Annotated in this window: 28 protein-coding genes and 1 riboswitch; of the genes, 21 read left to right on the top strand and 7 right to left on the bottom strand. The window is 39.4% G+C overall.

The features are described 5' to 3' along the window. The first annotated feature begins 150 nt into the window (after nt 1–150). Both AB986_RS07815 and AB986_RS07810 read left to right on the top strand, forming a co-directional pair. Nucleotides 151–804 carry a YdeI/OmpD-associated family protein gene (locus AB986_RS07815; RefSeq protein WP_048310298.1) on the top strand — a complete coding sequence of 218 codons (654 nt, stop codon included), beginning with the start codon at nt 151–153 and terminating at the stop codon, nt 802–804. A 72-nt stretch (nt 805–876) separates the two neighbouring features. Further along, nucleotides 877–1515 carry a hypothetical protein gene (locus AB986_RS07810; RefSeq protein WP_048310297.1) on the top strand — a complete coding sequence of 213 codons (639 nt, stop codon included), beginning with the start codon at nt 877–879 and terminating at the stop codon, nt 1513–1515. 102 nt (nt 1516–1617) lie between these two features. Here AB986_RS07810 and AB986_RS07805 read toward each other — a convergent pair whose 3' ends face one another. Continuing rightward, nucleotides 1618–2529: a TetR/AcrR family transcriptional regulator gene (locus AB986_RS07805; protein WP_048310296.1), complete on the bottom strand. Its 912-nt coding sequence runs from the start codon at nt 2527–2529 to the stop codon at nt 1618–1620. Between the two features lie 199 nt (nt 2530–2728). Here AB986_RS07805 and AB986_RS07800 point away from each other — a divergent pair, with 199 nt between their 5' ends. Continuing rightward, a complete protein-coding gene (locus AB986_RS07800; RefSeq protein WP_048310295.1) occupies nt 2729–4249 on the top strand; it encodes a DHA2 family efflux MFS transporter permease subunit in 1521 nt (506 codons plus the stop codon). Nucleotides 4250–4369: 120 nt separating this feature from the next. Further along, entirely contained in the window at nt 4370–5155 is a 786-nt protein-coding gene (locus AB986_RS07795; protein WP_048310294.1) for a class I SAM-dependent methyltransferase, read from the top strand. 42 nt (nt 5156–5197) lie between these two features. On the opposite strand, the gene AB986_RS07790 is transcribed toward AB986_RS07795, so the two are convergent. Then, the gene (locus AB986_RS07790; RefSeq protein ID WP_084006449.1) at nt 5198–7057 is read right to left on the bottom strand and encodes an ABC transporter substrate-binding protein; all 1860 of its coding nucleotides are present in this window, start codon (nt 7055–7057) and stop codon (nt 5198–5200) included. Between AB986_RS07790 and AB986_RS07785 the strand changes: the two genes are divergently transcribed. The 4 genes from AB986_RS07785 to AB986_RS07770 all read left to right on the top strand — a co-directional run bounded on the left by AB986_RS07785 (nt 7020) and on the right by AB986_RS07770 (nt 10583). Then, nucleotides 7020–8279, top strand: a complete 1260-nt coding sequence (locus tag AB986_RS07785; protein ID WP_152670939.1) for an MDR family MFS transporter — start codon at nt 7020–7022, stop codon at nt 8277–8279. The two genes, AB986_RS07790 and AB986_RS07785, sit on opposite strands and share 38 nt — an antisense overlap. 41 nt (nt 8280–8320) lie before the next feature. Next, nucleotides 8321–8875, top strand: a complete 555-nt coding sequence (locus AB986_RS07780) for a DEAD/DEAH box helicase family protein (RefSeq protein ID WP_048310291.1) — start codon at nt 8321–8323, stop codon at nt 8873–8875. A gap of 134 nt (nt 8876–9009) precedes the next feature. Further along, nucleotides 9010–10305, top strand: coding sequence for a S41 family peptidase (locus tag AB986_RS07775; RefSeq protein WP_048310290.1), 1296 nt, complete (start codon nt 9010–9012; stop codon nt 10303–10305). Between the two features lie 47 nt (nt 10306–10352). Beyond that, nucleotides 10353–10583, top strand: a complete 231-nt coding sequence (locus tag AB986_RS07770) for a hypothetical protein (RefSeq protein ID WP_048310289.1) — start codon at nt 10353–10355, stop codon at nt 10581–10583. A 104-nt stretch (nt 10584–10687) separates the two neighbouring features. Here AB986_RS07770 and AB986_RS07765 read toward each other — a convergent pair whose 3' ends face one another. The 3 genes from AB986_RS07765 to AB986_RS07755 are packed head-to-tail and all read right to left on the bottom strand — an operon-like array spanning nt 10688 to nt 14362. After that, entirely contained in the window at nt 10688–11836 is a 1149-nt protein-coding gene (locus tag AB986_RS07765) for a Ger(x)C family spore germination protein (protein ID WP_048310288.1), read from the bottom strand. After that, nucleotides 11833–12921 carry a GerAB/ArcD/ProY family transporter gene (locus AB986_RS07760; protein WP_048310287.1) on the bottom strand — a complete coding sequence of 363 codons (1089 nt, stop codon included), beginning with the start codon at nt 12919–12921 and terminating at the stop codon, nt 11833–11835. The genes AB986_RS07765 and AB986_RS07760 overlap by 4 nt, the downstream gene beginning before the upstream one ends. After that, nucleotides 12914–14362 (bottom strand): spore germination protein, encoded by a 1449-nt coding sequence (locus tag AB986_RS07755; protein ID WP_053216079.1) that lies wholly within the window; start codon nt 14360–14362, stop codon nt 12914–12916. Before AB986_RS07755 ends, AB986_RS07760 begins: the two co-directional genes overlap by 8 nt. A gap of 224 nt (nt 14363–14586) precedes the next feature. Here AB986_RS07755 and AB986_RS07750 point away from each other — a divergent pair, with 224 nt between their 5' ends. Continuing rightward, nucleotides 14587–15852 carry an NAD(P)/FAD-dependent oxidoreductase gene (locus AB986_RS07750; protein ID WP_053216078.1) on the top strand — a complete coding sequence of 422 codons (1266 nt, stop codon included), beginning with the start codon at nt 14587–14589 and terminating at the stop codon, nt 15850–15852. Between the two features lie 24 nt (nt 15853–15876). Further along, the gene (locus tag AB986_RS07745; protein WP_048310285.1) at nt 15877–16191 is read left to right on the top strand and encodes a Rieske 2Fe-2S domain-containing protein; all 315 of its coding nucleotides are present in this window, start codon (nt 15877–15879) and stop codon (nt 16189–16191) included. Nucleotides 16192–16257: 66 nt separating this feature from the next. Here the strand turns inward: AB986_RS07745 and AB986_RS07740 are convergent, their stop codons facing one another. Then, complete coding sequence (locus AB986_RS07740) at nt 16258–16563, bottom strand: DUF3243 domain-containing protein (protein WP_048310284.1); 306 nt, start codon at nt 16561–16563, stop codon at nt 16258–16260. 232 nt (nt 16564–16795) lie between these two features. Here AB986_RS07740 and AB986_RS07735 point away from each other — a divergent pair, with 232 nt between their 5' ends. Next, entirely contained in the window at nt 16796–17545 is a 750-nt protein-coding gene (locus AB986_RS07735; RefSeq protein WP_048310283.1) for a class I SAM-dependent methyltransferase, read from the top strand. Nucleotides 17546–17585: 40 nt separating this feature from the next. On the opposite strand, the gene AB986_RS07730 is transcribed toward AB986_RS07735, so the two are convergent. Further along, nucleotides 17586–17927, bottom strand: a complete 342-nt coding sequence (locus tag AB986_RS07730) for a DUF192 domain-containing protein (RefSeq protein WP_048310282.1) — start codon at nt 17925–17927, stop codon at nt 17586–17588. A 433-nt stretch (nt 17928–18360) separates the two neighbouring features. Between AB986_RS07730 and AB986_RS22040 the strand changes: the two genes are divergently transcribed. The 10 genes from AB986_RS22040 (at nt 18361) to AB986_RS07685 (ending at nt 26401) form a co-directional block, all read left to right on the top strand. Next, the gene (locus tag AB986_RS22040; RefSeq protein ID WP_152670938.1) at nt 18361–18522 is read left to right on the top strand and encodes a Flp family type IVb pilin; all 162 of its coding nucleotides are present in this window, start codon (nt 18361–18363) and stop codon (nt 18520–18522) included. A 74-nt stretch (nt 18523–18596) separates the two neighbouring features. Further along, nucleotides 18597–19091 carry an A24 family peptidase gene (locus AB986_RS07725; protein WP_048310281.1) on the top strand — a complete coding sequence of 165 codons (495 nt, stop codon included), beginning with the start codon at nt 18597–18599 and terminating at the stop codon, nt 19089–19091. Continuing rightward, on the top strand, nt 19088–19462 hold the full coding sequence (locus AB986_RS07720) for a TadE/TadG family type IV pilus assembly protein (RefSeq protein ID WP_048310280.1): 375 nt from the start codon (nt 19088–19090) through the stop codon (nt 19460–19462). Before AB986_RS07725 ends, AB986_RS07720 begins: the two co-directional genes overlap by 4 nt. Next, entirely contained in the window at nt 19462–20361 is a 900-nt protein-coding gene (locus tag AB986_RS07715) for a pilus assembly protein TadG-related protein (protein WP_048310279.1), read from the top strand. Before AB986_RS07720 ends, AB986_RS07715 begins: the two co-directional genes overlap by 1 nt. A 27-nt stretch (nt 20362–20388) precedes the next feature. Next, on the top strand, nt 20389–20967 hold the full coding sequence (gene cpaB / locus AB986_RS07710; RefSeq protein WP_048310278.1) for a Flp pilus assembly protein CpaB: 579 nt from the start codon (nt 20389–20391) through the stop codon (nt 20965–20967). 1 nt (nt 20968) lies between these two features. Beyond that, nucleotides 20969–22141 (top strand): CpaE/TadZ family protein, encoded by a 1173-nt coding sequence (locus AB986_RS07705; protein WP_048310277.1) that lies wholly within the window; start codon nt 20969–20971, stop codon nt 22139–22141. Between the two features lie 13 nt (nt 22142–22154). After that, entirely contained in the window at nt 22155–23489 is a 1335-nt protein-coding gene (locus tag AB986_RS07700) for a TadA family conjugal transfer-associated ATPase (protein WP_048310276.1), read from the top strand. Between the two features lies 1 nt (nt 23490). Then, the gene (locus tag AB986_RS07695; protein ID WP_053216077.1) at nt 23491–24450 is read left to right on the top strand and encodes a type II secretion system F family protein; all 960 of its coding nucleotides are present in this window, start codon (nt 23491–23493) and stop codon (nt 24448–24450) included. 2 nt (nt 24451–24452) lie between these two features. Next, nucleotides 24453–25379: a type II secretion system F family protein gene (locus tag AB986_RS07690; RefSeq protein WP_053216076.1), complete on the top strand. Its 927-nt coding sequence runs from the start codon at nt 24453–24455 to the stop codon at nt 25377–25379. A 155-nt stretch (nt 25380–25534) separates the two neighbouring features. Continuing rightward, nucleotides 25535–26401, top strand: a complete 867-nt coding sequence (locus tag AB986_RS07685; protein ID WP_048310275.1) for an MBL fold metallo-hydrolase — start codon at nt 25535–25537, stop codon at nt 26399–26401. A gap of 413 nt (nt 26402–26814) precedes the next feature. Beyond that, nucleotides 26815–26924, top strand: a riboswitch (SAM riboswitch). The last annotated feature ends 76 nt before the right edge of the window (nt 26925–27000 follow it).

The following is a 27000-nucleotide window of genomic DNA, read 5'->3' as shown; positions in this document are numbered from 1 at the left end:
TAAAATAGAGTGTAAAGGATTTTGCTGACAGCTGTATTGAAAATGGCGTTATAAAAGAGGTTGAGGTCGGTGTAGCGTTAATTAGTATTGAAGATGAATGATTTTGAATTTGAGAACTAACATACATTTGTTCAGGAGGCGTTACATTAGATGTCGATTGTTGATAAGTTAAAGTTATCAAAATATAAAAATATGGCAGTTCTTCATAACCCAGGAGAATACGAGATCTTTCATGAATACTTGAGTTCATTATCTAGGGATCACGATGCTATCTTTATATTTGTGAAGAATATTGAGGAGATGGCTGAGAATTTAAATCATGTAATCGCGAATGATGAAGTCCTTCAGCCAAAAGGGTATTTGTTCTTCGCTTATCCTAAAAAGGGCAATACAAAATATGAAACTTACATTCATCGAGATGAAATGTTTCCCTCGTTGAAGGTTGGAGAAGATGGCTATGTGAAAGACAGCGACATTAAATTTTCTCGTATGGTCAGCATGGATGATGTTTTTACAGTGGTTGGAATGAAAAAGGAAAAGAAGAAAGCACCAAAAACTGCCCCGGCGAGTCAGTGTGTATCGGACTATGAAGATCAAGTACGTGATGTAGAAAACCTCTTGTCCGACCATCTCACAGAGCAAGAGTTTTTCCGTAATCTGACTCCTGGCTATCAACGAGACTGGGCAAGGCAAATTTTCTCCGCTAAGCAACAGGCCACTCGAGATAAGCGAACGAAGCAAATGATCGAGGTGTTATCAGAGGGGTACAAAACGCTGGATCTTTATCGTCGTAGGAAGAAGTAGAGTTTTTACTTGGATTGGAAAAACTGTACGTCAATCGATAAACAATAAAAGAATCACTTTTGGAGGTAACAGTTGTCTGAACTAGTAAAAAATGAAGTGAAAAAGATCAAATTTAGTTTATTAAAACTAACGATATTATTTGTTGTTTTAATGATTACAGTTCCGTACTTATCAAACATTGGAGTCAACTGGGCTATTTACTTATTTCTATCTCTGTACATCTTGCCGGCGCAAAACGCTGTACTAATTACTAAAGTGCCAAATGCACAAGCACTTATTATTTGGAAAGATAAACTTGCTAATGGAAGTGAGCTTATTTATGCAAAGTTTTTTGCTAAGCTGGTTCACTATTTAATTACAGCAGTTCTAATTATTATTGGATTACTAGTTACATTCTCTATTAGTCCTGAGAGCAAATCCTACTTAGATAAAACGATTCCTTTTCTTTATCAAATTCATTATTTCCTAGTCATCTTTCTTAATCTACTCTTTTATGCACCAGCTGCATTTTTGGCTTCACTTTATGCTTTACATAAAGGCTTAAATGAAAAATGGGTCAACTTACTTTTTATATTGATCGTAGGAGTTGTGACTTTAATTTCAGTCTTTTTAACCTATACTCTTCCTGTTCTTCTTCTTGTCATCACACTCTCGCTAGTTATAGCAAGTCTATTATTGAAGAAGTTACTGCATCAAACAGAGAGTGTCTGAAACAACTAATTGATGTGGAAGCAATAGCAACAGTCTTTTAGAAAAGAGCTTGGAATGGCACTTCGCCTCCAAGCTCTTTTTTAGTGTGAATTCCATTTGTTATTAATCCGTACTTTCCTCGCAAGCTTCGGCAACACGCTCAAAATAACGTTCCACTAACCCGCTAAGTGTTTCCACTGCTTTCTGATCTAGCATTTCATCATTGCGAATTGAAAGTAGCACACTTTCAATTAAGAATTTCCGAGGCTTCTTGGAGTGGAGTAATTCATCTTGTACAAAGTCTAACAGTTGGATAGATTTCGCATGATTTAGTTTCGGTACAAGCTTTTCTTTAAGAGTCTGTATCGTTTGGTAAAGCTTATCTTGAAAGTCTTGCTCGGATCTCGTCGCATCAGGTAACCAGCTATTCATTTGATCAGGGGTGTTTAACTGATCGCCTGATTCCGAAGCTCCGTTAACGATATTCACGATTCGATCGACAGTATATCGGACAACAGGGTAGATGTCTGCACTTGCTCCATTAGCAATCGAATAATACTTCACATTGTGATGAAGCATTCCAAGGAACATGATTGAACTGTCAAGTAAATATGGGCGCTTTTCCTCACCGAATAACTCAATGAACCGATGAAATACCCAATTTAACATCCTCATTTGTCCCGCTTTAAGAAAGTTTTTCAATTCCTCATCCGTAGAGACGAAAACTTCTTCAAATAACGTGATCAACTTATTCTTTTTATTTGTGTTCATCTGGAATTCAATTTGTTTGACGAAGATGTCTAGGTTAGATGGATCTTGCCCAATGAGAAGTTCATTTCTGCTTGATTCCATTGATTCATACAGTGATTTAAAAAGTGCAATTAACAGCTCATTTTTGGAAGAGAAGTAATTGTAGAAAGTGCCTTTCGAAATGCTGCTATATTCTAGAATATCTTGAATCGAAGTTGATTGAAATCCTCGTTCTATGAAAAGCTGATGAGCCATTTGTATAACATGTTGTTTTCGATTATTCATCGTATCACCTTTGAGAATAGTTATTTTTATGAATTGTACTGCCTGTATAAAAATGATCATACATTACTTTTAACTCTAAGACAAATGCCTTAGAATAGGGAAATTTTATTGATTGCAATTAGTGAACTCATGGTATATGATGTGAAGAGTTGAAACGATAGTATAAATTATTGTACTAAAGGTGTATGGGGGAATTACCATGAGCAAAACAATGACTGAAACGCCTCGTCCAAAGTATGGCATTCTAGCTGTGCTAATCATTGGTGCTTTCATTGCATTTCTAAACAATACATTACTAAATATAGCGTTACCTTCCATAATGGCGGACTTGAAAATCGAGACGGCTACGGTCCAGTGGTTAACAACTGGATTTATGCTAGTGAACGGAATTTTGATTCCAACAACAGCTTTCCTAATTGAAAAATATACAGTAAGAAGACTTTTTCTAATGGCTATGGGGTTATTTACCTTAGGCACAGTTGTAGCTGGAGTCGCAGATGTTTTTCAAGTTCTTTTAAGTGGGCGTATGCTGCAAGCTTCTGGGTCAGCAATCATGATGCCGCTCTTAATGAACGTTATGCTTGTTAGCTTTCCGATTGAGAAAAGGGGAGCGGCAATGGGTGTTTTTGGTTTAATTCTTATGGCAGCACCTGCAATAGGACCTACCTTATCAGGGTGGATTATTGAAAACTACGATTGGCGGATGCTATTCCATTTCGTAACGCCAATTGCCATCACTGTATTTTTACTAGGCTTCTTCCTATTAAAAGATAGAAAGGAAAAAGTGAATATTCGACTTGATTTCACTTCTTTACTATTATCAAGCGCAGGTTTTGGCGGGATCCTATTCGGATTTAGTTCAGCAGGAAATAAAGGATGGGATAGCCCACAAGTTTATTTAACAATTGGTATTGGCTTTGTATCGCTCGTAACGTTTATCGTTCGTCAGTCTAAACTAGAGCGCCCAATGCTCAATTTTACAATCTTTAACTATCCGATGTTCGCTCTATCTTCATCAATTTCGATGGTGTTGAACATGGCAATGTTCTCAGCTATGTTGCTTCTGCCAATCTACGTGCAAACGATTAGAGGCATCTCACCGATAGATGCAGGATTAATGATGCTTCCAGGTGCACTTGTAATGGCATTTATGTCTCCTATTACAGGACGCCTGTTTGATAAGTTTGGCGGGCGCATTCTTGCGATTACTGGGCTATCAATTACAGTCGTAACAACCTATCTATTTAGTACGCTATCGATGGATACGACGTACAATTCGATCATGATTCTTCATGCTGTAAGGATGTTTGGTATTTCGATGGTTATGATGCCTGTATCGACGAACGGGTTAAATCAATTGCCTGCTCGATTCTATCCGCACGGTACTGCCATGAACAATACGCTGAACCAAGTAGCTGGTGCGATTGGAACTGCGTTACTTGTAACGATTATGTCCAATAGGACGGAATCTGTCGCTTCGGACTTAATGTCATCAAGTGCAGGCACCCAAACGGATCCGGCAGCACTAGCCACCATGCAAGAGCAGGTTGCTATGCAAGCGATGCTTGAAGGAATTAACTATGCCTTCTTTATTGCAACGTTTATCGCGGGTCTTGCCCTTTTCCTATCGTTCTTTATTAAACGGGCAGGTTTCGAAGGGAAAACAGATGATCAAGGTGTAGTGAAAGAGCAAAAATCAGGTAAATTGGTTACCAATTAAGTGAAGAGGAAAGCAGCTGGTATGTGACAGCTGCTTTTTCTAGTTGATTAGTAAAAATAGTGATGATTCCAGATTATAACCAGTTTATGGTATTCTTTAATCGAAGAGGGGGGTTAAATCATGGACTCAACGCTACATAACAGCAATGCATGGGATCGAAAGGTTGAAGAAGGTGCGAGGTACACGCAAGCGGTTAGTACAGAAATAATAGAGGAGAGCAAGAAGGGCAATTGGTCCATTTCAGTGACGACTGAGAAATCAGTGCCAAGGGAATGGTTTCCATCATCCTTGGATGGTGTAAAGGTGCTTTGTCTCGCCTCAGGAGGAGGCCAACAAGGTCCTGTTCTTGCAGCAGCAGGGGCAGATGTGACGGTGATGGACATTTCTAAGAAACAGTTAGAGCAAGATGAATTTGTGGCGAAACGTGATGGATTAGAACTCCATACTGTGCAAGGCGATATGACAGATCTCCACGTTTTTGATGATGAGGTTTTCGATATCGTTGTTAATCCGGTTTCGAATGTTTTTGTTAAAGATGTTGCACCGGTTTGGAGAGAAGCGTCTCGAGTTTTGAAGAACAATGGTGTACTGATATCTGGTTCTACGAATCCCCTTCTATTTATCTTTGATGACAATGAGGAGCAAAAAGGGGTACTGAGTGTGAAACATGCTGTGCCTTCCTCAACGTTAGATACCTTGGGTGAAAAAGAAATAGAAGCACATTTGAAAGCGAATCAAACGATTGAATATGCTCATACGTTGGAGGAGCTTATAAAAGGACAACTGGATGCGGGGTTCTTGATATCGGGCTTCTATGAAGATGATTTCGGTGGATCAAGAGTTCTTGATCGGTATATTAAAACCTTTATTGCAACGAGAGCAATTAAGATGAGTCCGAAGGTATAAGACAATAGAATGCGAGGAGGAGTTGCGTCCCCCGCGCTTTTTCTAATGCGGAATCCATAGTTTCTTCAGATCGAGATGTCCAAAGGACTGAAATTCGACGTCTTTAATGAGCGGATGAAACGTTCTTGTTTTGAGAGGATGGTGTTGGAAGAGTAATAGGTTATCACTGCGTATTTTTTCTTCAATTCCTTTCATGAAAGCTATCCTACCCTCTGTTGTAGGGCTTGCTTTCACAAGTTCTAATTGTTGATCAATCCAGTGAAGAGCATGATCAGGGAACATGCGACGGAACAGGAGCGTCTCGTTGTAGAAAGCATCTAGGAAGGAAAGGTGGGGATCAAGGGATGAGACTTCACCCATAAAAATCAGATCTGCTTCGCCATCCATACTCCGCTCAACGAACTCATCTAATGTAAAGGCCGTGGGCTTAAGGTCAATTCCGTACGTTTGAGCTCTCTCAACTAACCAGTCAGCTTCTTGTTTTGCACTAGTAAAATCAAGGTGATAGAGCTGTAGCGTTTCACCACTGTATGAAGATTGACGGAGCGATGGTTTGATTTTATTAGCCTCTTTAGCGTGGTGAGTCGATCTTGAATAGTGAAAGCTACTCGCTTCAATCCACTTTTCCCAATTCAAGTCACTTGCCATCATCTCCATGTCAAGAAGGTGATATATCGCTTCTCGAAAGTGTGAATCACGTACGACGTTTCTCTTGTTGTGATTAAAGATTAAATACCGAAACCCGGATTCGATTTCCTGCTTTTGAAGGGGCGGTGTACTTACATCATCATCGACCGTGTAATTTACGAGATCTGCGATTTCTTGTGACACAACGTAGAAATGAATTTCATCAAGCAGCGGTCGTTCTTTAAAGTAGCGATCAAATGCTGCAAGTACAATCTTGTGCTTCTTCCTTTCCTTAAGATAAAAGGGACCTGTTCCAATCCAGTCTTCTTCGTGAAATGGAACGCCTGCTGGAAGAATGCAAAGGTTTGGTGATGCCATGTATCGTAGGAAAAATGGATTAGGTTGTTTCAGCGTTATCGTTAATTGATACCGATTATTACACTGTACCTGTTGGATGCCACGTGTGAGCCATGAAAAAGATGCTGGTCCTTCTTTGACGCGTTGAATAGTCGCTTCCACATCTGTACTAGTCAGTTCATCTCCGTGATGAAACTGGATCCCTTTTCTTAAATAAAAGATCCACTTATGTCCACTGTCATTTGTCTCATAGTGATGCGCGAGGTGAGGGACCACAGTGTCTGTTAAAGGATCATACTTCACTAATGAATCGCCAAGCTGTTCGATAACGTGAGCTTCGAATGCAATAGCTACCTTAAGAGGGTGAAGCGTTGTTACAGGTCTAGAAATAAACGACCGGAGAATATCGCTTGAAGCGGTATCTTCTTGATAACCGAAAAGCCTGCGAATATCTTTCGAAGATTTAGCAATCCACGATTGTGGAATTGGTAGTCTTAAAATGTGCGCGGTTAAATCCAATTGCTCATTTTGAAGACATTTTTTCACATAGGATTCCACTTCGGTTTGGAAGGAAATAGGAAACGTGATTTTTGAAACGTTTCCCCTTCCTTTGCCGGGTATGTAAGTAAGCCATTTCTTCTCTTCTAAGCTATTCAAAATGCGCTTTGCGTTTTTAATTGATGTGTACCACATATCCGCCACTTCGGATAATTTAAAGGATATAGTACAGTCTTTTTCTCGCTCGTACATATATGATCTTAGTGTGAAATAGCGCTCGACTTGAATAGAAGCACCTCCTAAAAGGGGACAAGATTTCTTAAAGTGTACCCTTTTTAACCCCTTTTGCAAAGATGATAATAAAGGGGAAGGAGGGATGGTCTTGTTTCGCACACTGCATCCAAATATTAAAATCCGCATTTATACCTCTTTTCTAAGTCGTATTGTAGGTTCTGCTATTTTCCCGTTTATGGCCATTTATTTTACAACAAGAATGAATGCGTCCATTGCCGGCGTTCTTGTTATTAGTCAAGTTTTCATTCAATTTATTACAGGTTTGTATGGTGGTCATTTAGCCGATCTTGTAGGACGCAAACGGTTAATGGTAGCTGGTGAAGTTATTAAAGTAGGTGCTTTTATTGGCATGCTTCTAGCCAATTCACCATGGTATGAATCAGCTTTGCTTACATATGTGATGATGCTTCTTGTTGGTGTTTCAGGTGGGCTCGTTAACCCCGCTGCAGAAGCGATGTTAATCGACGTTAGTACGAAAGAAACGAGGTCATTTATGTACGCCGTTAACTACTGGGCGGTTAACCTCTCCATTATGATTGGACTTAGTATTGGTGGATGGTTTTTCGAAGATTATTTATTTGAACTGCTCATTATTCTTATGGCACTAAGTATTCTTACGTTATGGATGACAGTAACGTTTATTATCGATACGTATGTGGTGACTTCGGAGAAATCTCGTGGGCAATACGGAATTAAGCCACTGCTTAAGAGCTATCAGCTCGTTTGCAAAGATCTTTCATTTCTAGCCTTCACACTTGGAGGCGTTGCGATCTTAGCCATTGAATTCCAGCGCAATAATTACATATCGGTGCGCCTTGAGCGAGACATACAGCCAATGATTGTTGATTTCATAAACATCTATTCCTTTGAACTCGATGGCATTAAGCTGTTAAGTCTCCTTACGGTTACGAATACACTTATCATCGTCCTCTTTACTGGCATCGTTTCGAAATGGATAAAAGGGAAAGGAGAGCAACCGCTAATGTATGCTGGATTTATTCTTTTTGGATTGGGGTATGCGTATATGGCATTTAGCATAAACCTTCCTGGGTTATTCCTTGCCGTTGTTGTTCTATCGATCGGTGAACTCCTTTATGTTCCAACAAGACAAGCGATGTTAGCTGAAGTCGTTGACGATCGTCGAAGGGGAGCGTATATGGCTTTTAACGGTCTTGTATTTCAGTTAGGTAAAATGCTAGGTGGACTCGGGTTAATTATAGGAAACGTGATCGGAGGAGTTGGAATGAGTGTGCTATATCTCCTCCTCGTCTGTGCTGGAATATTCTTTACGAAACTCGCCCTTCATCGACATAAAATCAATGCAACTAGGACGGTGGAAGTGCAGTAAATGGTGATTACATAGAAAAAATAGAATAGGAGGCATTTTACATGAAGTTTGTATTACTATTTGGACCACAAGCAGTAGGTAAAATGACTGTTGGTCAAGAATTAGAGAAAATAACGGATCTTAATCTGTTTCATAACCATATGACAATTGACTTTCTTGAACCTTTCTTTGGGTTTAGCCCAGAAATGTGGCGACTATCCACTTTGATGAGAGAAGAAATCTTCTCATCATTCGCCAAAACGGACAACTATGGGATGATTTTCACTTATGTCTGGGCCTTTGATCAGCCGGAAGATTGGGAGTTCGTTGAAAAAATTTGCGAGATCTTTAGCGAAGCTGAAATCTATTTCGTTGAGTTGGAAGCTGGTGTCGATGAAAGACTAAAGCGGAATACGACACCGAATAGACTCGAACATAAACCAACGAAACGGAACATTGAGCAGTCAGAAGGAAACTTGCTTTCTACCATGAAAGAGTTCCGCGTGAACTCAGAAGTTGGAGAAATAGATAGAGATCACTACTTGAGAATAAACAATGAGAATATTAGTGCTGAAGAAGTGGCACAAATGATCAAAAAGAAGTTTGGATTCCACTAAACAAGGAAGGCGCTTTAGATAGAAGCGTCTTTTTTGGTGGAATGAAAGAAAAATGTTATTGAGTTTAGGAGGGTCATTTGAAATAATTGGTAAGTAGAGTGGTTGCTATAAAATAACAGTAAATGGGTGATAAGATGTTTGTAACTATTTTTGATGAAATTGTTCAAATCCTGCATCATGATTACGCCGGCTGTATCGATAAGAAAGGGTGGGATTCGCCTCATGATTATCGAAATAAGATTAACAGGCTTCAAGATCAAGGTGGTTTAAATAATCATACCTTTGTAGAGTTTGTAGAAGACTATTTACTTGATTTCAAAGACTTACATATGAGTTTTCGAGCGACAAATAAGGCTAAAGAACCTACGAGTTATGTTGGCTTTACCGTTCGGAGATACGAGGATCGTCTATACATTATTTCAAGTACGGAAGAAAATAGATTGAAACCAGGAGATTGCATAACAGCATTAGATGGGATAAGTATCTCTCAGCTTGTCGAAACTCACAAAAGACGCTTAATGGAAACGCAGGCAGAACGAGAAAACTGGAGCCCAATTCTTACACGATACGAGACAGCACAAGTGACGGATCAGGAAGGACAAACGTTCACGCTCGATCTTCGAAACTATGAGAAAGAGCCGTACGAAGCGGATTATTCCCTAAAAGAAGTAGCACCAGACACATTATTGTTAACGCTAACAGACTTTATGAATCATCACGCGATCTCATCGTTAATAGACGAGAACAGTAACCTACTTAAAAGGTGTGATCACTTAATCATCGACGTTCGTATAAACAAAGGTGGCAATGATTTAGCTTATTTTGAGTTACTCCCTTACCTTTTTGAAGGAGACGAAATTAACTTAGCGGATTTCACGACAGATCGTATGCTAACAAATTGTACAAAGCGTAACGTTGAGTTGCGTGTGGAATTTCTAGAGAAGATTCGACATTCAATTCAGGATGAGAATACATTGAATCAGCTAAACGCTCTTATCTGTGTATTGGAAGAAAACAAAGGGAAGGGCTTTGTTGAATTGACCTCTACAGCTATAGAGGACAGTCTTCTCATCAAAACGAAAGAAGGTCCAAAGAACGTTATTCTTTTAACAGATGTATATTGTGGAAGTTCAGGCGACTCTTTTGTTGAGGTGTGTAAACATTCCTCCAAGGTTACGGTCGTCGGAAGGCCAACAATGGGATTAAATGATTATTCCAACCTTGCAGTTAGAAATTGGCATGATGAATTTGAACTTTGGTATCCTACTTCTAAATTATCTAGAGTGGAAATAGGGAGAGGCATGAGTGGGAAAGGAATCGAACCTGATCTTTATATTCCATGGTCTAAACATCACATCCACGAGGATATCGACTTACAAAAAGCAGTGGAGCTAATTATAGAGCGGAATCGACTTTTTCTCAAATCGTAGCATATAGTAAATTCATCACTGAAAATTGAATGGAATGAGGTGTTGTGATGTTCAAGAAAGTGCTACTCGGGCTTTTGGCTTTCTTTGTTGTAAGCGGTATTCTTATATTCGTTGGTAACACGTTTCAAATTGAGATTCTGATGTTTCAATTCTACACGGAAACGTCAGATGGATTTGAAGCAGGTGGCTCTCTCATTCCTTTTGGTATTGCTGCAGTGGTTACTTACCTTGTTGGAAGATGGTGCGAGAAAAGAAAAAAAGTCGTACTTGATAAATAAAACGTGTTTTAAAGCAGAAGAACCTCTAGAGGTTCTTCTGCTTTACTTATGAACGAATAATTATCTGATGAGAAAACAGTAGTTTCATTAATATTCAACGTGAATCAATTAATATCCTGTGTTCCATAGCCTGTAAGCGTAAAATCAACGTCAACATTGACTGGGACATCACTGAATTTCGAATTCCATTCTTTTTCGTGTTTCATCCAATAGTCAGGATGCTGAATTCTTACCCAAGTGTAAAATTCAAGAAAATCTAATCCGTATTCTTTTTGTGCGAGTGATATGACGTGTTCGATTGATTCTTTCACAACTGCTTCACTGTTTTTCTTAATTTCTTTATCCCATCCCGGTTTAAATACATTTCGTTCCACATTCCAATCTTCTGCAAGTCGAAGGGAGGCGTTGACCGACAGATTAATCGATAGTTGATCCCCTTTTAGTACAGGTTCAATTTTTGTATTCGATTTATTAATTTCAAGTATTACCGGTTCTTCTCCTGAATGTTCCTCATCGATGGTTACAACTCCTCCTTGTACGGTATCCTTAATCCACTTTAATCCACCAACTTCGTCAGGTTTTAGCCAACCAGCAATTTTATGATCCAGGTTTGAGATAATTGCTGCACCTGTCAACCGGATTCGATTTTGATTAATAGAAACTTCAGGAATAACAAAGCTTGATCGATCGGAAATGTGTTTCGATAGATCACCGAAGTCCAGATTATCTTGAACGTTAAGACTTCGGTCAATGTTCTGTGTTAATTCTTTAATTTGTACAGCTGGGAACATTTCTTTAGTTGGTTCAATACTAAGAATGTCCTCCACGTTTTCCCTTGTTATAAACACTGGGACCGTTCGTCTAAATTCATGATCGCGCAGAAAGAAACTTATGATATTGTTGATTGGTTCATTTCTCAATAACTTTTCTGAGACGACCATTGATTTAAGGTGGGTGTAATTAGGGGGGCGGTCTGACTCTAATGAATTTTGGCGGATGATCGATAGGAAACTGTCTCCATTTAATGTCATATTTTGATACGGTGTTCCAACACTCCCTCCTGTCTGGGAACTTGGTATGTTATTTGGTACAACGTATTGATTCGTCATGGAGTAGCGAGCTGATTCTTCATCTAGAAAGTCAAGACCAATTGCCATAATAATCCCAAGGTCTTCGATTTCATCACTATCCCAGCAGGCAGATAGGTTCAGTAATAGGAGTGGGATGAGTACCATAAGATGTTTTCTTTTCATTGGAATTTCTCCTTTGCAAAAGAAATTACTAGTAGGATAAATGGAATTCCAATGAGTGCAGCATACGATAGGTTGTTTAAATAAGTAGCGGATGAGAAAAGCTCAGTTATACCAGATGGAACGAGTGCGAGCGAGAAAATAGCTGTACCGACTAAGGTGTTTAGGCAAATGTTTCGTTTGCAGTTGATAATTTTACATACGCCGAGAAGGGCTGAATAATAATATGCAGTCAGTGTTGTAAAGATGGTTACGATCCAACCAAAGAGAAATAAAAGCTCAAATCGCTCGAAGAAAAAACCTTGATATTCAATCGTTTTTGCCATTTCAATTGTTGGAAAGGTAATTACTTTTAATTCACCAATACTCAATATTCCAATGTTCAGTATAAAGAAAAGAACATAAATAGCACAAACAGAGCCTAGGCTAATGCCTATGATTTTGGTCATGCATCGCCATTTTGTAAACGTCTGATACCCTGAAAGAACCATTATAAGCTCGTAACCTACAAAAGAAAAAAAGGTTGTATTTGTCCCTTTTAAAAGTTCCAATCCATCATTCACAAAAATCGGACGTAAATGGGTCACTTCAATACTTTTGATACTTAAAATGGTGAGTATAATGAACATGGAAATGATGATAGGAAAATAAAGCTGAAAGAACATCAAGATGTTCGATAACCCACTCGAGACAAGATACATACACGACAGAACAAGTACGGCAAGTACGACAGAGTTTGGTGTTCTATCTAATAAGTAGTAATTGACGATTTCAGACATGGTTCGAATGATAAAAGCTGAGATGGAGATGGCGTACATAACAAAGATTAAACTAAATAACTTCCCAATCCACTTTCCTACTACCTTTGGAGCGAAATCAAACAACGTTTGTTTTGGAAATCTTTTAATCAACATGAAAATGAGGCAAGCGTTTAAGAAAGCGACAATTGAGCCGAAAATAACGCTCACCCACATGTTCGGCTGCCCAACGATTAAAGCGGTTTGTCTTGGCAACGTTACAATCCCCACCCCAATAATCGTTGAAATTAGAAAAATAATGATCGGGAGGGAAGGCTGTTTTTCATTCATTTACGTTATCCTCCTTAGCCCCTGCCTTAAAGTACAAACGGATAAAGCCGTCTTTCCATTCTTTTATGTTGATAGGTGCAAAAGGTTCAAGGTATGGAACAGAAAAGCTTCTTAATTTAACGAGATGGGTTGAGACAATAAAAATTGCAATCAGCATGCCGTATATACCAAGTGTTGCTGCTGAGAACAGAATAAAAAAGCGAATGGTTCGTAATGCGAGACTTAATTGATAGTTTGGAATTGCAAAAGAACAAATTGCTGTAAATGAGATGACCATTACCATCATCGGGCTAACAATACCAGAACTTACAGCAGTCTCTCCAATAACAATTGCCCCGACAATACTTACTGTAGAGCCAATTGGCTTAGGAAGTCTTACTCCAGCTTCACGGAGTATCTCGATGGTTAACTCCATAAGAAATGCCTCAATCACTGAGGGAAATGGTACACCTTCTCTTGTTTTCGAAAGAGAAACTGCAAGACTTGTTGGAATTAGGCCGTGTTGAAAAGAAACCAATGATATATAGGTGGCAGGAAGGAGTACTGATATGAATGCTGTAATATACGTTAGCATGCGAATTAATGAAGCTGGAATCCACTTGAAATGATAATCATCTGGCGTTTGTAAAAGCATATTCAGCGTCGTTGGAGCAATCAAAGCGGTTGGAGAACCATCTGTTAACAAGGATACTCTTCCTTCTAAGAGAGCATTGGCTACTTTCGTAGGGGTTTGAGTTGATGTTAATTCGGGAAACACAGAAAACTTATTTCGTTCAAGTAATTGTGCAAGAATTGCCCCATCCTTAACATAGTCCACTTCCACGGAACTGACTCGATCTCTTACTTCCTGTATTAACGTTTCTTTTGTTTTTCCTCTTAGATAAACCAAATATATATAAGTTGAAACATCCGTTCCTAAAGTAAACTTCTCAAAGATCAAATCCTTTGATTTTAAGTGCATGCGAAGCAGAGTCTTGTTGTCCTGAATACATTCAATAAACCCATCTCTAGGACCACTAATCGTTGGCTCATTGACTGGTTCATCAGGTGTACGTTTAATGAATTTAATCGTATCAACAACATAAACATTCTGTGTCTGTTTATCCCTCACAATGATGATCGTACAACCGTCCATTACATGTTCTGTTATGGAGTTATAATCAGTAACCTTTTGAATGGATGCAATTGGTAGGAGGTCAGGAAGACCTTCTATTTGAATTGAGTTATCTCCATCTGAGACTGTAAGAAGCGGAGAAATAATGGTTTTCTGTATTATTATAGGGTCAGAAATATCTTTTAGAAAAGCAAGTGTAATATCCAGAGAAGCCACTTTAAATTTCTTGAATTGAAGATCACTAGTGTTGTGAAATTCCAGTTTGATTTGATTCTCTAATGTCGATGAATTTGTAGTTTTATTGTGTTTGCTTCGACGTATTCTCATTAAGATATCACCCCAAACGTTTTCTACTCTATAGTGTTTGCAATGACAACCGTTCTATCCGCAGAGATAGGTATCTATTTTCTAATGCCTGATGATAGGTAATTTACGAGGCAATAAAGCTCTCTGCAAAACATTGTAAGGCTATCTCACCAAGTTGTTATTTTGACTATTCAATCATGTTAGGATTTCTTTATAGTGGTTCAGAGTAGAAAGAAGGGGATACTGTGAAGAGAATTGTGGTAGTTGGGGCAGGTATGGCAGCAATTCGATTTCTTGAAAGCCTCCTATCTGTGAAATCGTTCAGATTTGAAATCATGATTATTGGGGAAGAACGTCAGCCTGCATACAAACGACATCTTCTATCGCGTGTTTTGCAGGGTGAGATGAGGGTAGAAGAAACACTCTCACATGAGCAGGAGTGGTATCAGAGAAATGGTATTCGCTTTTTAATGAATGAAAAAGTTCAATCTATCGATTGTAATGATCAGCAAGTGAAAACGGATCGAGGTAGGAAAGTTAGATACGATTATCTCGTCTTGGCAACTGGCTCCACACCACATTTATTACCTGTTAAAGGCGTAGGGAAGCAGGGAGTTAGAACCTTTCGAACGTTGGAAGACTGTTATGCGCTTTTGGAAAATGCTCACCTATATAAGAAAGCAGCTGTTATTGGCGCAGGTGTTCTTGGGCTTGAAACAGCGATGGGACTCGTTTCACTCGGAGTGGAAACAACGGTTGTCCATCATCAACCGAATGTGATGAATCGTCAGCTAGATCGACTTTCTGCTGAAATGCTTCAAGAAGAGCTTGAGGAAAGAGGAGTGACTTTCTTACTTAGTAAACGAACGAAAGAGGTATTAGGGAATTCACAAGTGGAGGGAATAAGGTTTGCTGATGGGACGATATTGGAGACCGATCTAGTCCTGATGTCAGTTGGAATCAGACCAAACATTGAGCTAGCTCGAAAGGCGGGTCTTGAAGTCCACCGTGGTATTGTAGTGAACGACGACCTGCAAACGAGTATGCCTAACATTTTTGCGATAGGTGAATGCATCGAGCACCGAGAGGCAACTTACGGTGCGACTGAACCAATATATGAGCAAGCGGATTCTTTGGCAAGAACGCTAACAGGATTCCTCGCCACTGGTTACCAGGGTTCAACAGTCTCTACTCACCTTAACATTGGTGGTATTAACGTTTTCTCAAGCGGTCAGGTTCTTGAGACAGAAGAAACAAGAACGTTTCAATGGATTGATCCCATTCGTCATGTCTACAAAAAAATCGTAACCCTTCATGGTCGAGTGATTGGAGCTATTCTATACGGAGATACATCTGAAGCAAAGCATCTTAAAAGACTGGTGCAAGAACTTGCACCGGTTTCTAGCATCCCTTCAAATCACCTTTTTAGAGGAGAAGATATAAGTTCACATTCTACTCTTAAAATCGTAACGAAAAAGGCTCTTTCAAGTCGTTCTCATCGCCATTCATAGCAAACTCTCGGGAGGATCGTACACATGCCAGTTCAGGCGGTTAAGATCAATTTAGGAAAAGTACGAGATTTTACAAAAGGAACAGGGACGAAAGTAGATCTATTAAAACTGTCTATTGCTGTATTTCGTTTATCAGATGGCACCTTTCGCGCGATTCATAATCGCTGTCCAAGAGGTGAAGAGTTAGTGAATGGTGTGGTTCTTAAGGAGTATCTTTTCTGCGAGTATCATGATTGTGAAATACATTTGAGTAATGGGAAGGTGGAAGCAGGAAACGAAGTAGTTGAAACCTTCTTAGTAGAAGTGGATAAAGGTTTTGTCTATCTAACGTTAGAATAGGGTCGGGAAAGAATGTAAAAAACCGCTGTTCTCTTGTTACAAGAGAACAGCGGTTTTGTGAGTCACTTAGTTTGTTTCAGATGCTAGTTTTACAAGTACGTGAGCCATGTGCTCGCGTTCTTCTTTGTTCGCTACGTTCCATAGTTCATTTAGAACTTTTTCTTCACGGTTACGTGGCTCTTCGTGATCTGCTAGATAATCTGCTACGCGCTTAGCACCTTTAGCAAGACCTTCTTCACCTAGACCAAGCTTCTCACCTTTATGAACTTGATCGCCAAGATAATCTTTAAAAGATTGGAAATTCTGCATGATATCGTCTTTCTTGTCCTCGCTCATTTTTGCTACTGCTTGCTTTGCATCCTTCTCTGCCATTTTACTTCATCTCCTTTATTATCGTGTCTAGTAGGTATGTATCCGAAAATAGACAGTGTTAAACTTATTGAATGTTCTTGATGCTTAATATGGTAGAAATGACACTCTTTTATAGATAGTGTAATAAACCTCTTACTTACTTATTGATTCCAATAATGGTAATGGTAAGTTCATAACTAGGTGATTAATGGTATGTTATGTGTAGTGAAAAGGTAAGAAAGGATGAACTCGGTTGAATCAAGTAGAATACGAAACGTTCTATAATAAAGTAGGAAAAGAAAACGGATGGGACTTCAGTTCTTTACAGTTTACCTCTGAAGGAGTGAAGTGGGACTTCTATGATGAAGTTACGAAAAGAGTGAGGGAGACTGATCTATTATTAGATATTGGAACTGGGGGAGGAGAGAACCTCTTAAAGATTGCGTCTTCCTCTCATCTATTAGTCGGGATTGATCTTTCATCAGGCATGATGGACACAGCTCAATCGAATCTTCAAAACGCAAACGTAACAAATGTACGCTTTGCTCAGATGTCTTCAGATTCCTTACAATTTCCTGATAGCTTTTTCGATATCGTTTCATGCTGCCATGCTCCTTTTAATTCTAAAGAAGTTTCAAGAGTACTAAAGAAGGAAGGACTATTTTTAACGCAGCAAGTAAGTGAAGCGGATAAGAGTAATATGAAAGAGGCGTTTGGAAGAGGTCAATCCTTTGGAGTAGAGGATGGTTCTTTGAAGCAAAGGTATATTAATGAGCTACTAGAAGCGGGGTTTTCAGACGTTCAATCGTTTGAATTTGATGCAATCGATTATTTTCATAGGCCAGAAGATGTCATTTTTCTTCTTACACATACCCCAATAATCCCTCAGTTTGGGGAGCAAAACGAAGACTTTCATAAGTTGAACCGCTTTATTGAAGACAATCAGACGGATAAAGGCATTCGAACGAATTCAAAAAGGTTTATGATACTAGCCAAGAAATGATTATTAAAAAATGACAACGCTTTAGTGGCGTTGTCATTTTTTATTGGAGGTTAATGAATTCTCCTACTTTAATAGAAGAACTTCTAATCGCTCCAACTGGTAATTCCAATACTGCATGAGCACCTTTAACTGGTGGAACAAATCGCCAGGGTTTTAAGTTTTCTACTACTTTGATGATTTCATTGTTCTGGGTCAGGAATACAACATCAATGGAGAAAAACATGAAACACATATGAATAGAATTGCATGGGACGATTAGAAGGCCTTCTTCTAGCGGTGTTCGACGAAACATTAAACCTTTTAATCTAGTTAAAAAGGAATCTGCTCGTATAACTGTAAAAGGGATTGTTCGATATAGTGCGCTGTTCTTAGAGTTTATCATGACGATTCTCCTATATAATGACGTTGTCTTTACTATATAGGAAGTCTTTTTAATACTCAATAACGAATATTTTACTAGTTTTTTTGCAAAAAGAAGAAAAAAGTTTAAAAAAAGGTATTTACAAATTCTCTATAACGAACTATTATTAACTCAAGAGATGTTCTATAAAAAGAACAAAGTGATCAAAAGCGAACACTATATTGAACAGTGAAGCTTGAGGTTATTCCAGAACATCTTTGAAAGGGGGAACGGATGGGGAGAAGATCAAGTGCTTTCTCAGAGAGAATAAAGGTTACGATACATTCTAAATCGTTGTCGCCATGATTCTAATCTTATTCCGTTACAATTAAGACACTTTATTTCAGGTAGTAATGATTCATTCATACATGTTTTTCAAAACAAAAAAATTATAAAATTCGAGGAGGAAATGATTATGTTGAACAAAATGGCTCGTTTGGTAAAAGAAGAAGAGGGACAGGGAATGGCTGAGTACGGGTTGATTCTTGCGGGAGTAGCGGTAGTAGCTGCAGGTATCTTTATTACACTAGGTGAAAAAATTGAAAGTTTGATTCAATCAGTTATCGATGACCTGTAAGAGAATAATAAAATAAATCATCCTAGCCCCACTTACCTAAGTGGGGCTAAATTTAAAAACAAAGAGGTACTAATATGACATACAGTATCCTGGGCATTACCTTACTTATTTCGTTTATAACCGACATTCGAAACCGGCGTATTCTTAATATCGTCACGTTCCCAGCAATGATCATAGGGTTACTTTACTACACGATAACATTCGGTTTTCAAGGTTTTCTATACAGCGGAGCAGGACTACTTATTGGTTTTTCTCTTCTACTAATTCCTTATTTACTAGGCGGGATGGGGGCAGGGGATGTGAAGCTGCTTGCTGCTGTAGGAGCACTTATGGGCACTTCGTTCGTTCTACATTCATTTTTCTATACTGCTCTTATTGGTGGAGTTATTGGTCTTATCTTATTGTTGAAAAGAAGCGGGCTTTGGAATGTGTTTAAATCCCCTACTTATACACTTTACTCACTGTTGAATGTAAAAGGGATCAGCAAAAACAGTGGACTAACATACCCTTATGGCGTAGCGATTACACTTGGAACAGTATGTGCTGCACTTCTAGGAGGGATTGGATGAAATCTGAAAAAGGACAGTCGATGGTAGAGTTCGCTCTTGTCCTTCCCGTTCTTGTCATGCTGTTGTTTGGAATCGTCGATTTTGGACGCATCTTTCATGCTTACATCACAATCGATCATGCAAGTCGCGAAGCAGTTAGAGTAGCAAGTATTGGTGAAAGTGATTCAAAGATTGTGTCCACGGCCGTTACGAGTGGTTCTAGTATTCACCTTTCTTCAGGTCAGGTTTCTGTTTCTCCAGGTGGGACGAAAACAGCTGGTAACGATGTTAGGGTGACCATTACCTATCCTATTACGTTCCTAACACCAGTTATCTCCTCGATAAGTGGTCCAATTACCTTATCAAGTTCGGCCGCGATGAGGGTTGAGTGATGAAGGCACTCAGGTCGTTACTAAAAAGCGAACGTGGAAATGTAGCAGTCATGTTTGCGATTAGCATGACTGTTTTGTTAGGAGCAACCGCAATGGTGGTCGATATTGGAAGACTCTATCACGAGAAAAGAATACTCCAGAATGCCATGGATGCGTCTGCCCTAGCTGGTGCTCAAGGATTACTAACGAGTCAAGCGAGAGCTTCGACACTTGCGAAAGAGTATGCGGATAAGAATGCATTTCCTATTGGGAGTGGCGACTTAACGATTACGAGTCAGTCGATTAAGGTAGCGAAAGAATCTACAGTACCAATGACATTCGCTCGCATATTCGGTATCCAGCAAGCCTCAGTCAGTGCCTCTGCAAAAGCGGAAGTTGGGTTATTAAAATCTGTGAAACGAATAACGCCAATCACGATCGAATATACGGCAATCCCACATGAAACTCAGCTGAAGTGTGATAATCCGGGCAAAAATAAGGGGAACTGTGGCTATCTTGACATTAATAGCAATGGTGCAAGCGGATTGGCTACTAACATCATAAACGGTGTGGAGCTGGCACCCGGGACGAAGTTTGTACAAACTGAGCCAGGACAAAAGTGGGGACCTGTGAAGAATGCATTTCAGACATTGATTGATAATGATGCTACTAAACCACATTGCCAAAGCGCAGCTACAGCGGATAAATCTTGTGATCGTATTATCATCATACCCCTAATAAAAACGTGGGCTGGTGTGAATGGAAAATCGTTAGTTGAAATCGTCGGATTTGCATCCTATTGGCTTGAACGAGTTGAAGATGATAAGCAGATTGTTGGGAAATTCAAAGAAACCGTCTCTTCAGGTGAAATAGGGGGAAGCGGCCCTGGTAACGTGTATGGAGTTAAGCTTGTTGAATGATCTTAATGGAGAAATAGGGGTGAGCGCATGAAAACCAAACGTATTTGGATGTGGTCGCTTATATTTGGGGTATTCGCTACATTGATCGTTTATGTAGGGTTATTTACAAATTTAACGGCTGTAAGTACAGATTCAACAGAAGTGAAAGAAGCCGAGAAAACAGAAGTGTTAACGGAAGCAGAAGAAACAATTGCAGGACGTGAGATGGCAAATCCAATTGCAGAGGTGAGCGAAGGGAATCGCGCCATTTCCATAAACGTTGATCTCGCTGGTGGGGTTTCAGGGTACATTGAACCTAATTCATATGTGGACGTTGTTGCTTATGAACAAAGTATAGATGAAGAAACAGATAAGGAATACAAGTCAGCTGTTCTCGTTTTGCAGAATAAAAAGGTCCTTACCTCAGGTAAAGCACCTGATAGCGTAGATGAGGCACTTCACTATGAAACAGTGACACTTGAAGTAACGCCAGAAGAAGGGGTTCTGCTTAGTCTAGCTGCGAAAGACGAGAGCGGGTTCTATTTAATGCTAAGAAATAAAGAGGATGATGGAGTAAGTAAGAAAGCGTTGAAAGAAACACGTCAGGTTTATAAGGAGAGTAATTAATATGAATTTATATTGGTATTTTTATTCAGATACGAATGCTAGAGCTGATGAAATTGAAACCATCCTGACTAACAAGAATGAGTCGTTAACCAGTTTCTATCGTTTAGAAGATCTCCTTAAACAGCTTGAGAGCACACCAAATGCCGTTCTTTTTCTAAGAGCACATACAACATACAATGTGTATGATCTTTGTCAAGAGATATCGTTTAAATTCCCGCATATTTATATGATTATCATCTCTCCAGAAAATTTAGAGAATACGAAAAAAGCAATGCAGGTTGGTGCTTCAGACATGCTCACTTTCTCATCAACTGGTGATGAAGTAACAGACGTTATATTCCAGGCTCAAGCTTATATGAAGCAACGGAATAGTCGAGAACCTTCTCTTCAATTAATGAAAGAAAACAGTCGGGTCATAGCGGTTTGTAGCTCTAAGGGTGGATCTGGAAAAACATTTCTTACAGTGAATCTAGCAGCATCACTAGCCAAAGAAGGGAAAGAAGTAGCTATTCTTGATGCTAACTTTCAATTCGGTGATGTGGCTATGTATGTCGATATTAAGCCGAAGAATTCCATCTATGAGTGGGTGAAGGAAGGTGTTGAGCGAGGAGAGTATGGGATTGAATCATACTTATCCCATCACAAAAGTGGAGTCTCCATTCTCGCAAAGCCTCCTCGTCCAGAATTCTTTGAGATTATGACAGAGGAACACTTGAAAATCGCTGTGACAGAGCTTCAGAAAAGATACGATGTCATTCTCATAGATACACCTACGTATATATCAGAAATTCATCTAACATGTCTTGCTCTAGCAGACGAAACCCTTCTATTAACGACAAGTGAGTTACCAGATCTTCGAAATAGTAAGCTCTATCTCGATATGATGGAAACGCTGCATTTCGAAGAAAAAGTCAGAGTCGTCTTAAATCGAGATTCTAAGCATCGAACCATTGAAGAAAAGCGGATGGAAGAAATTCTACAAAAGTCAATATTTGCAACTTTACCTGATCAGGGGCAGCTTGCCATTTCATCAGTTAATGAGGGAGTTCCACTTGTCGTTAAATCGTCGAGAAGTCCATTCAGCAAGGGGATACAGCTTCTAGGAAAGAAACTATTTCCGCCTAATGAACAACCGGTGAAAAAGGTGAAACGTCTTGCTTTACTAAGTCGATAAAGGAGGGGTTCGGTTGTCACTGTTTAAGCGGTATGTGGAAGAAGAGGCGCCTAATCGGGTAATTGAACGAAAAGAATTGACCGTTGTTAAAACGGCTGATTACAGTCAACTAGAAGAAAGCTTACAAAACTACTTACTTGATGAATTAAAGAAAAAGCAATTTAAGAAGGAAGAAGAGTCTCAAAAAATTCGAGAATGGGGCAAAGCTTTTCTGGATAAGGAAGGCGAGCGGTTTACGTTTGAAGAAAAGAAATTATTACTGGAGTCAGTAGAGTATGAACTACTAGGTTACGGACCAATTACCCCTTTTCTTGATGACCCTACCGTGTCTGAGGTTATGGTCAATGGACCATTTGATATTTACTATGAGCAATTCGGTAAATTGAAAAAAAGTGATTCAACGTTTCGGGATGATGCTCATGTGAGTCGTGTTATTGAGCGAATTGTAGCACCGATAGGAAGACGTATTGATGAAAGCTCACCTATGGTTGATGCCAGATTGCCTGATGGTTCCCGTGTTAATGCAATTATTCCACCGCTCTCATTGAAAGGACCGTCACTCACGATCCGAAAATTCTCTGAAACGCCATTTCTAATGCAGGATTTAGTTAGCTATCACACGTTAAGTAAGGAAATGGCAGAGTTTCTTGAGATGGCAGTCAAATCCAGGCTGAATATTTTCATTAGTGGGGGTACTGGATCTGGAAAGACATCTTCTCTTAATGTCCTGTCATCCTTTATTCCAAATGATGAACGGATCGTGACGATTGAGGATGCTGCCGAGCTAAATCTATCACAAGACCATATCGTTTCTCTCGAATCACGCCCTCCTAATATAGAAGGTAAGGGTGAAATAAACATTCGTGACCTAGTACGAAACGCCCTCCGAATGCGACCAGACCGTATTGTCGTAGGGGAAGTTCGTGGAGCTGAGGCGCTTGATATGCTTCAAGCGATGAACACAGGACACGATGGAAGTTTAAGTACTGGTCATGCCAATTCTCCAAGAGATATGCTATCGAGACTTGAAACAATGGTTCTAATGGCAGGTTTCGATTTACCTTTAAAGGCAATTAGGGAACAGATTGCAAATGCGTTAGATCTTATCGTACAACAAGTTAGAATGAAAGATGGAACGCGAAAGATTACTCGTATTACGGAAGTGCTCGGCATGGAAGAGAATATTATCGTACTGCAGGATTTATTTATTTATAAAGAAACAGGGAGAGGGCCAGATGGAAAGATAATAGGAGAATTTCAGTCGACGGGTGTTCGCCCGAATGTTTCAGAGCTTTTGGAACAGAACGGATACGAAATTCCTGCATCCTGGTTTAAAGAGGTGTGGTAAGATGAAGGATTTCATTGTAATTGGAACGCTTTTGCTCACTTTTACAATCGTTTTCTATATCGTTTCGACTCGTATTGCTAGAAAGAAGCAGATGAACAAGCGAATCCATACATTTATTCCTCTTCCAGCCTCCAAAGATGAGGTCGAGCATGTCCAAAATAATAACGTCTTAAAACGATTCGTTTCTTCTGTATCTCGCTTTTTCGAAGGAATAAAGTTGAGTTCAAAAACGAAGCAGTTGTTGGAGCAAGCGGGAAGTCCTTTAAAAGAAGAAGAATTCTTCGTTGTTCGACTGTTAAGTGCATTGGGCTCTAGTGTTAGCCTTTATCTAGTAGGTCTCCCCTGGTATGTTGCTGTTCCTTCAGCATGCATTGGGTTTGCCATTCCAAATAGTTATATGAAATACAAAGGAAGAAAGCGAGTGAAGCTTCTTTCTTATCAACTTGTCGAAGCACTTGGGACGATGTCTAATTCAATGAGGGCGGGTTTTAGCTTCCTGCAAACGATGCAGCTAATAGGGAAAGAAATGCCTGATCCGATCGGACCAGAATTTGACCGCGCTGTTCGGGAAATCGGTATGGGAATACCAATGGATGACGTATTTACTAGCTTGCTAGCTCGCTTACCAAACAAGGAACTTGAAGTAGTTGTCCAGGCTATTCTGGCACAGCGTAAAAGTGGGGGTAATTTAGCACAGCTTATGGATACGATGGAGGAGACGATTAGGGGAAGAATTCGTGTGCTAGAAGAGCTGAAAACCCTGACAGCACAAGGAAAGTTATCTTCGGTCATTATTACTGCTTTACCTCTAGTCATGGCGCTTTATCTTTTCTTCGTTAGTCCGAGTTATTTTGAACCAATGTTAACGAATCCGTTAGGCATGTTTCTCCTTGTATCAGGGGCGATATCTTTAATCATTGGTTGGGTTCTGATCCAAAAGATTGTTCGAATTGAGGTGTAGAAATGATTCCTTTCTTATTTATAATTTGTGCCTTACTGTTCTTCGTGCTAATGTTTTCGGCTATTCTTAATACGATCTATCGTAAAGAAATAGCAGTGGAATATCGTTTCGAACAATACTTTGGGAAAAAGGAAGAAAATAGTTCTAGAAAGAAGAAAAGAACCAACCTGTTATCAAATCCACTAGTTCATAAATACTGGCAGATTGGAGTAGAACAGGTAAATAAAACCTTTGCAAAGAAAAATCAGAAGAAGCTAGATCTCCTTCTACATGAAGCTGGATATGGAAACCGGTCAGCGGTGGAATTTCGATTGATGCAACTTCTAATTAGCATAACCGGTGGTTTCTTAGCATTCTTACTTATCGCACCAGGTTCAGAGAGTAATAGTTCCTTTGCGTTATTACTAGTGCTCGCCATCGTCTTCTTATTCTATCGCTACCCACTATTCTATCTGGCTAAGAAAAAAACCAAGCGAATTAAACAGATTGATAAAGAGATGTCGGATTTCTTCGATATGGTTAGCTTACTTCTTGAAGCGGGAGTTGGACTTGAGGGAGCCATCTCGAATGTTTGCTCAAGAAAGCCAGGTCCATTGTCTGAAGAATTTAAACAGGCCCTGGATGAAATGAGGCGTGGAAAGTCGCGACGTGAAGCTTTCCATAGTTTGAAACAACGAGTTCCTTCCGAACGTTTTCAAGGTGTGATGATGTCCATTATTCAAGCAGACCACCTTGGGATTGGCATGTCCAAAGTTATCAAAAATTTAACGAATCGTATTCGTGAACAAAGACGTGAAGCAGCTCGTGAACTTGCAATGAAAGCTCCAGTAAAGATGCTCATTCCTATGATTCTCTTTATTTTCCCACCTCTTTTTATCGTTATAATCGGACCTATGGTGGTGAAAATTATTGTGGATGGATTAGGATGAATCAAAATGTATAACGTATTTCCTACTCAACACCTACATCGTAAAAAATCGAAGGCACCTTCAAATGGAGGTGTTTTTAAATGCTGAGCAATAATCTTAAGACTGAATTAGTGATAAAATGAAGAGAGTTAAAAGTTTATGTAGGAGGACATGTTATGCAACAGATTAAGAAAATTGGGGAACGGTTTTGGTATCAAACGCCTGTTTCAGAGACGGATCGGCCCATTCTCGGAATGGTTGTTGGGGAAAAGCAAACTCTTATGATCGATGCCGGAAATTCAGAAGCCCATGCAAACTATTTTCTTGAAGAACTTAAGAAAAGAGAAGTTCAAGAGCCGAAACTCCTAGCACTAACGCATTGGCACTGGGATCACATTTTCGGGTTATCTACGCTTGATGTTGTTTCCATTTCATCTAAAGAAACAAAGCGAGAAATGGAGAAGCTTGTTCATCTAGGGTGGTCGGATCGTGATTTAGATGAGCGGGTGAGAGAAGGGACTGAAATCGAATTCTGTGCAACAGCGATTAAAAAAGAGTTCGTGGATCATCGTGAGATCACGATTGCATTACCGGACATCACGTTCGAAGGAAATATGGAGATTGATCTTGGTGGCGTTACCTGTCAATTGCACCAAGTAGGTGGAGATCATGCAGCAGATTCAACTGTCATCTATATAAAAGAAGAGAAGATTCTCTTCCTTGGTGATTGCTTCTATCCAGATATTTTCTCGCCAAAAACGAATTACACAGTGAATACCACACTGACTTTACTAGATAAGCTTGAAACGTTCGATGCTGAATGGTTTATCCTCTCGCATGGAAGTGCGATTTCAAAAGAGGAGTTTATGAAGGAAGTCGCTATGTTAAGAACAATGGCTTCATTGACGGATGAGTGCAATGGTAATCATGAATATATGACAGAAAAGTACATAAACCGAGTTGAAAGAGAATTAACGGAAGATGAGAAGGAATTAATACAGGAATTCGTGAATGGGATGGAGATTGAGAAGGAAATGAAATAGGTGCTTTCTCATTACGTTTATTATAAAAGAGAAGGCTTGTGTTTCAACTTGTGAGAATTGTAGAAAATGGACAAAGTTTATGAAAGAGACTCGCTATTAAATAAGGGCTGATAGGAGCACCTGAAGCGTAAATCAACCACTACTCTCAAAGTCACTATGTTTTCGAAAGGTTTACGCTTTTTTATAGCATTTTTTTGTATGGATTTAAATGCATCATAGCCGTTGTTTCCTTAGTTGGTTGGCTAATTTTATTTCTGCCTGTTTATCCTATTACAATCAAGTTATCGAATAAAAAGCCATCCATATTTAATTAAACAAATGCCGAGATATTTTCTTTTAAAGGATTGACATTTCTTTCTTCAGAAGATAAAATTTGAAACAATCATTGTATTTTGAAAATTCCATAGCAACATTTCTTATCAAGAGAGGTGGAGGGACTGGCCCTTTGAAGCCTCGGCAACGGATGTGATGATCGATCACGAACTGTGCCAAATCCAGCAGGTGCATACCTGAAAGATGAGAAGATGGGCAGATCCTATTAATAAAAACCTTTCTTCTTATGTTAGAAGAGGGGTTTTTTTTCGTACGTTGAATCTACA

This window comes from Guptibacillus hwajinpoensis (genome assembly GCF_001039475.1).
Classification (GTDB): Bacteria; Bacillota; Bacilli; order Bacillales; family Guptibacillaceae; genus Guptibacillus; species Guptibacillus hwajinpoensis.
This window is presented reverse-complemented; position numbering and strand designations above follow the sequence as displayed.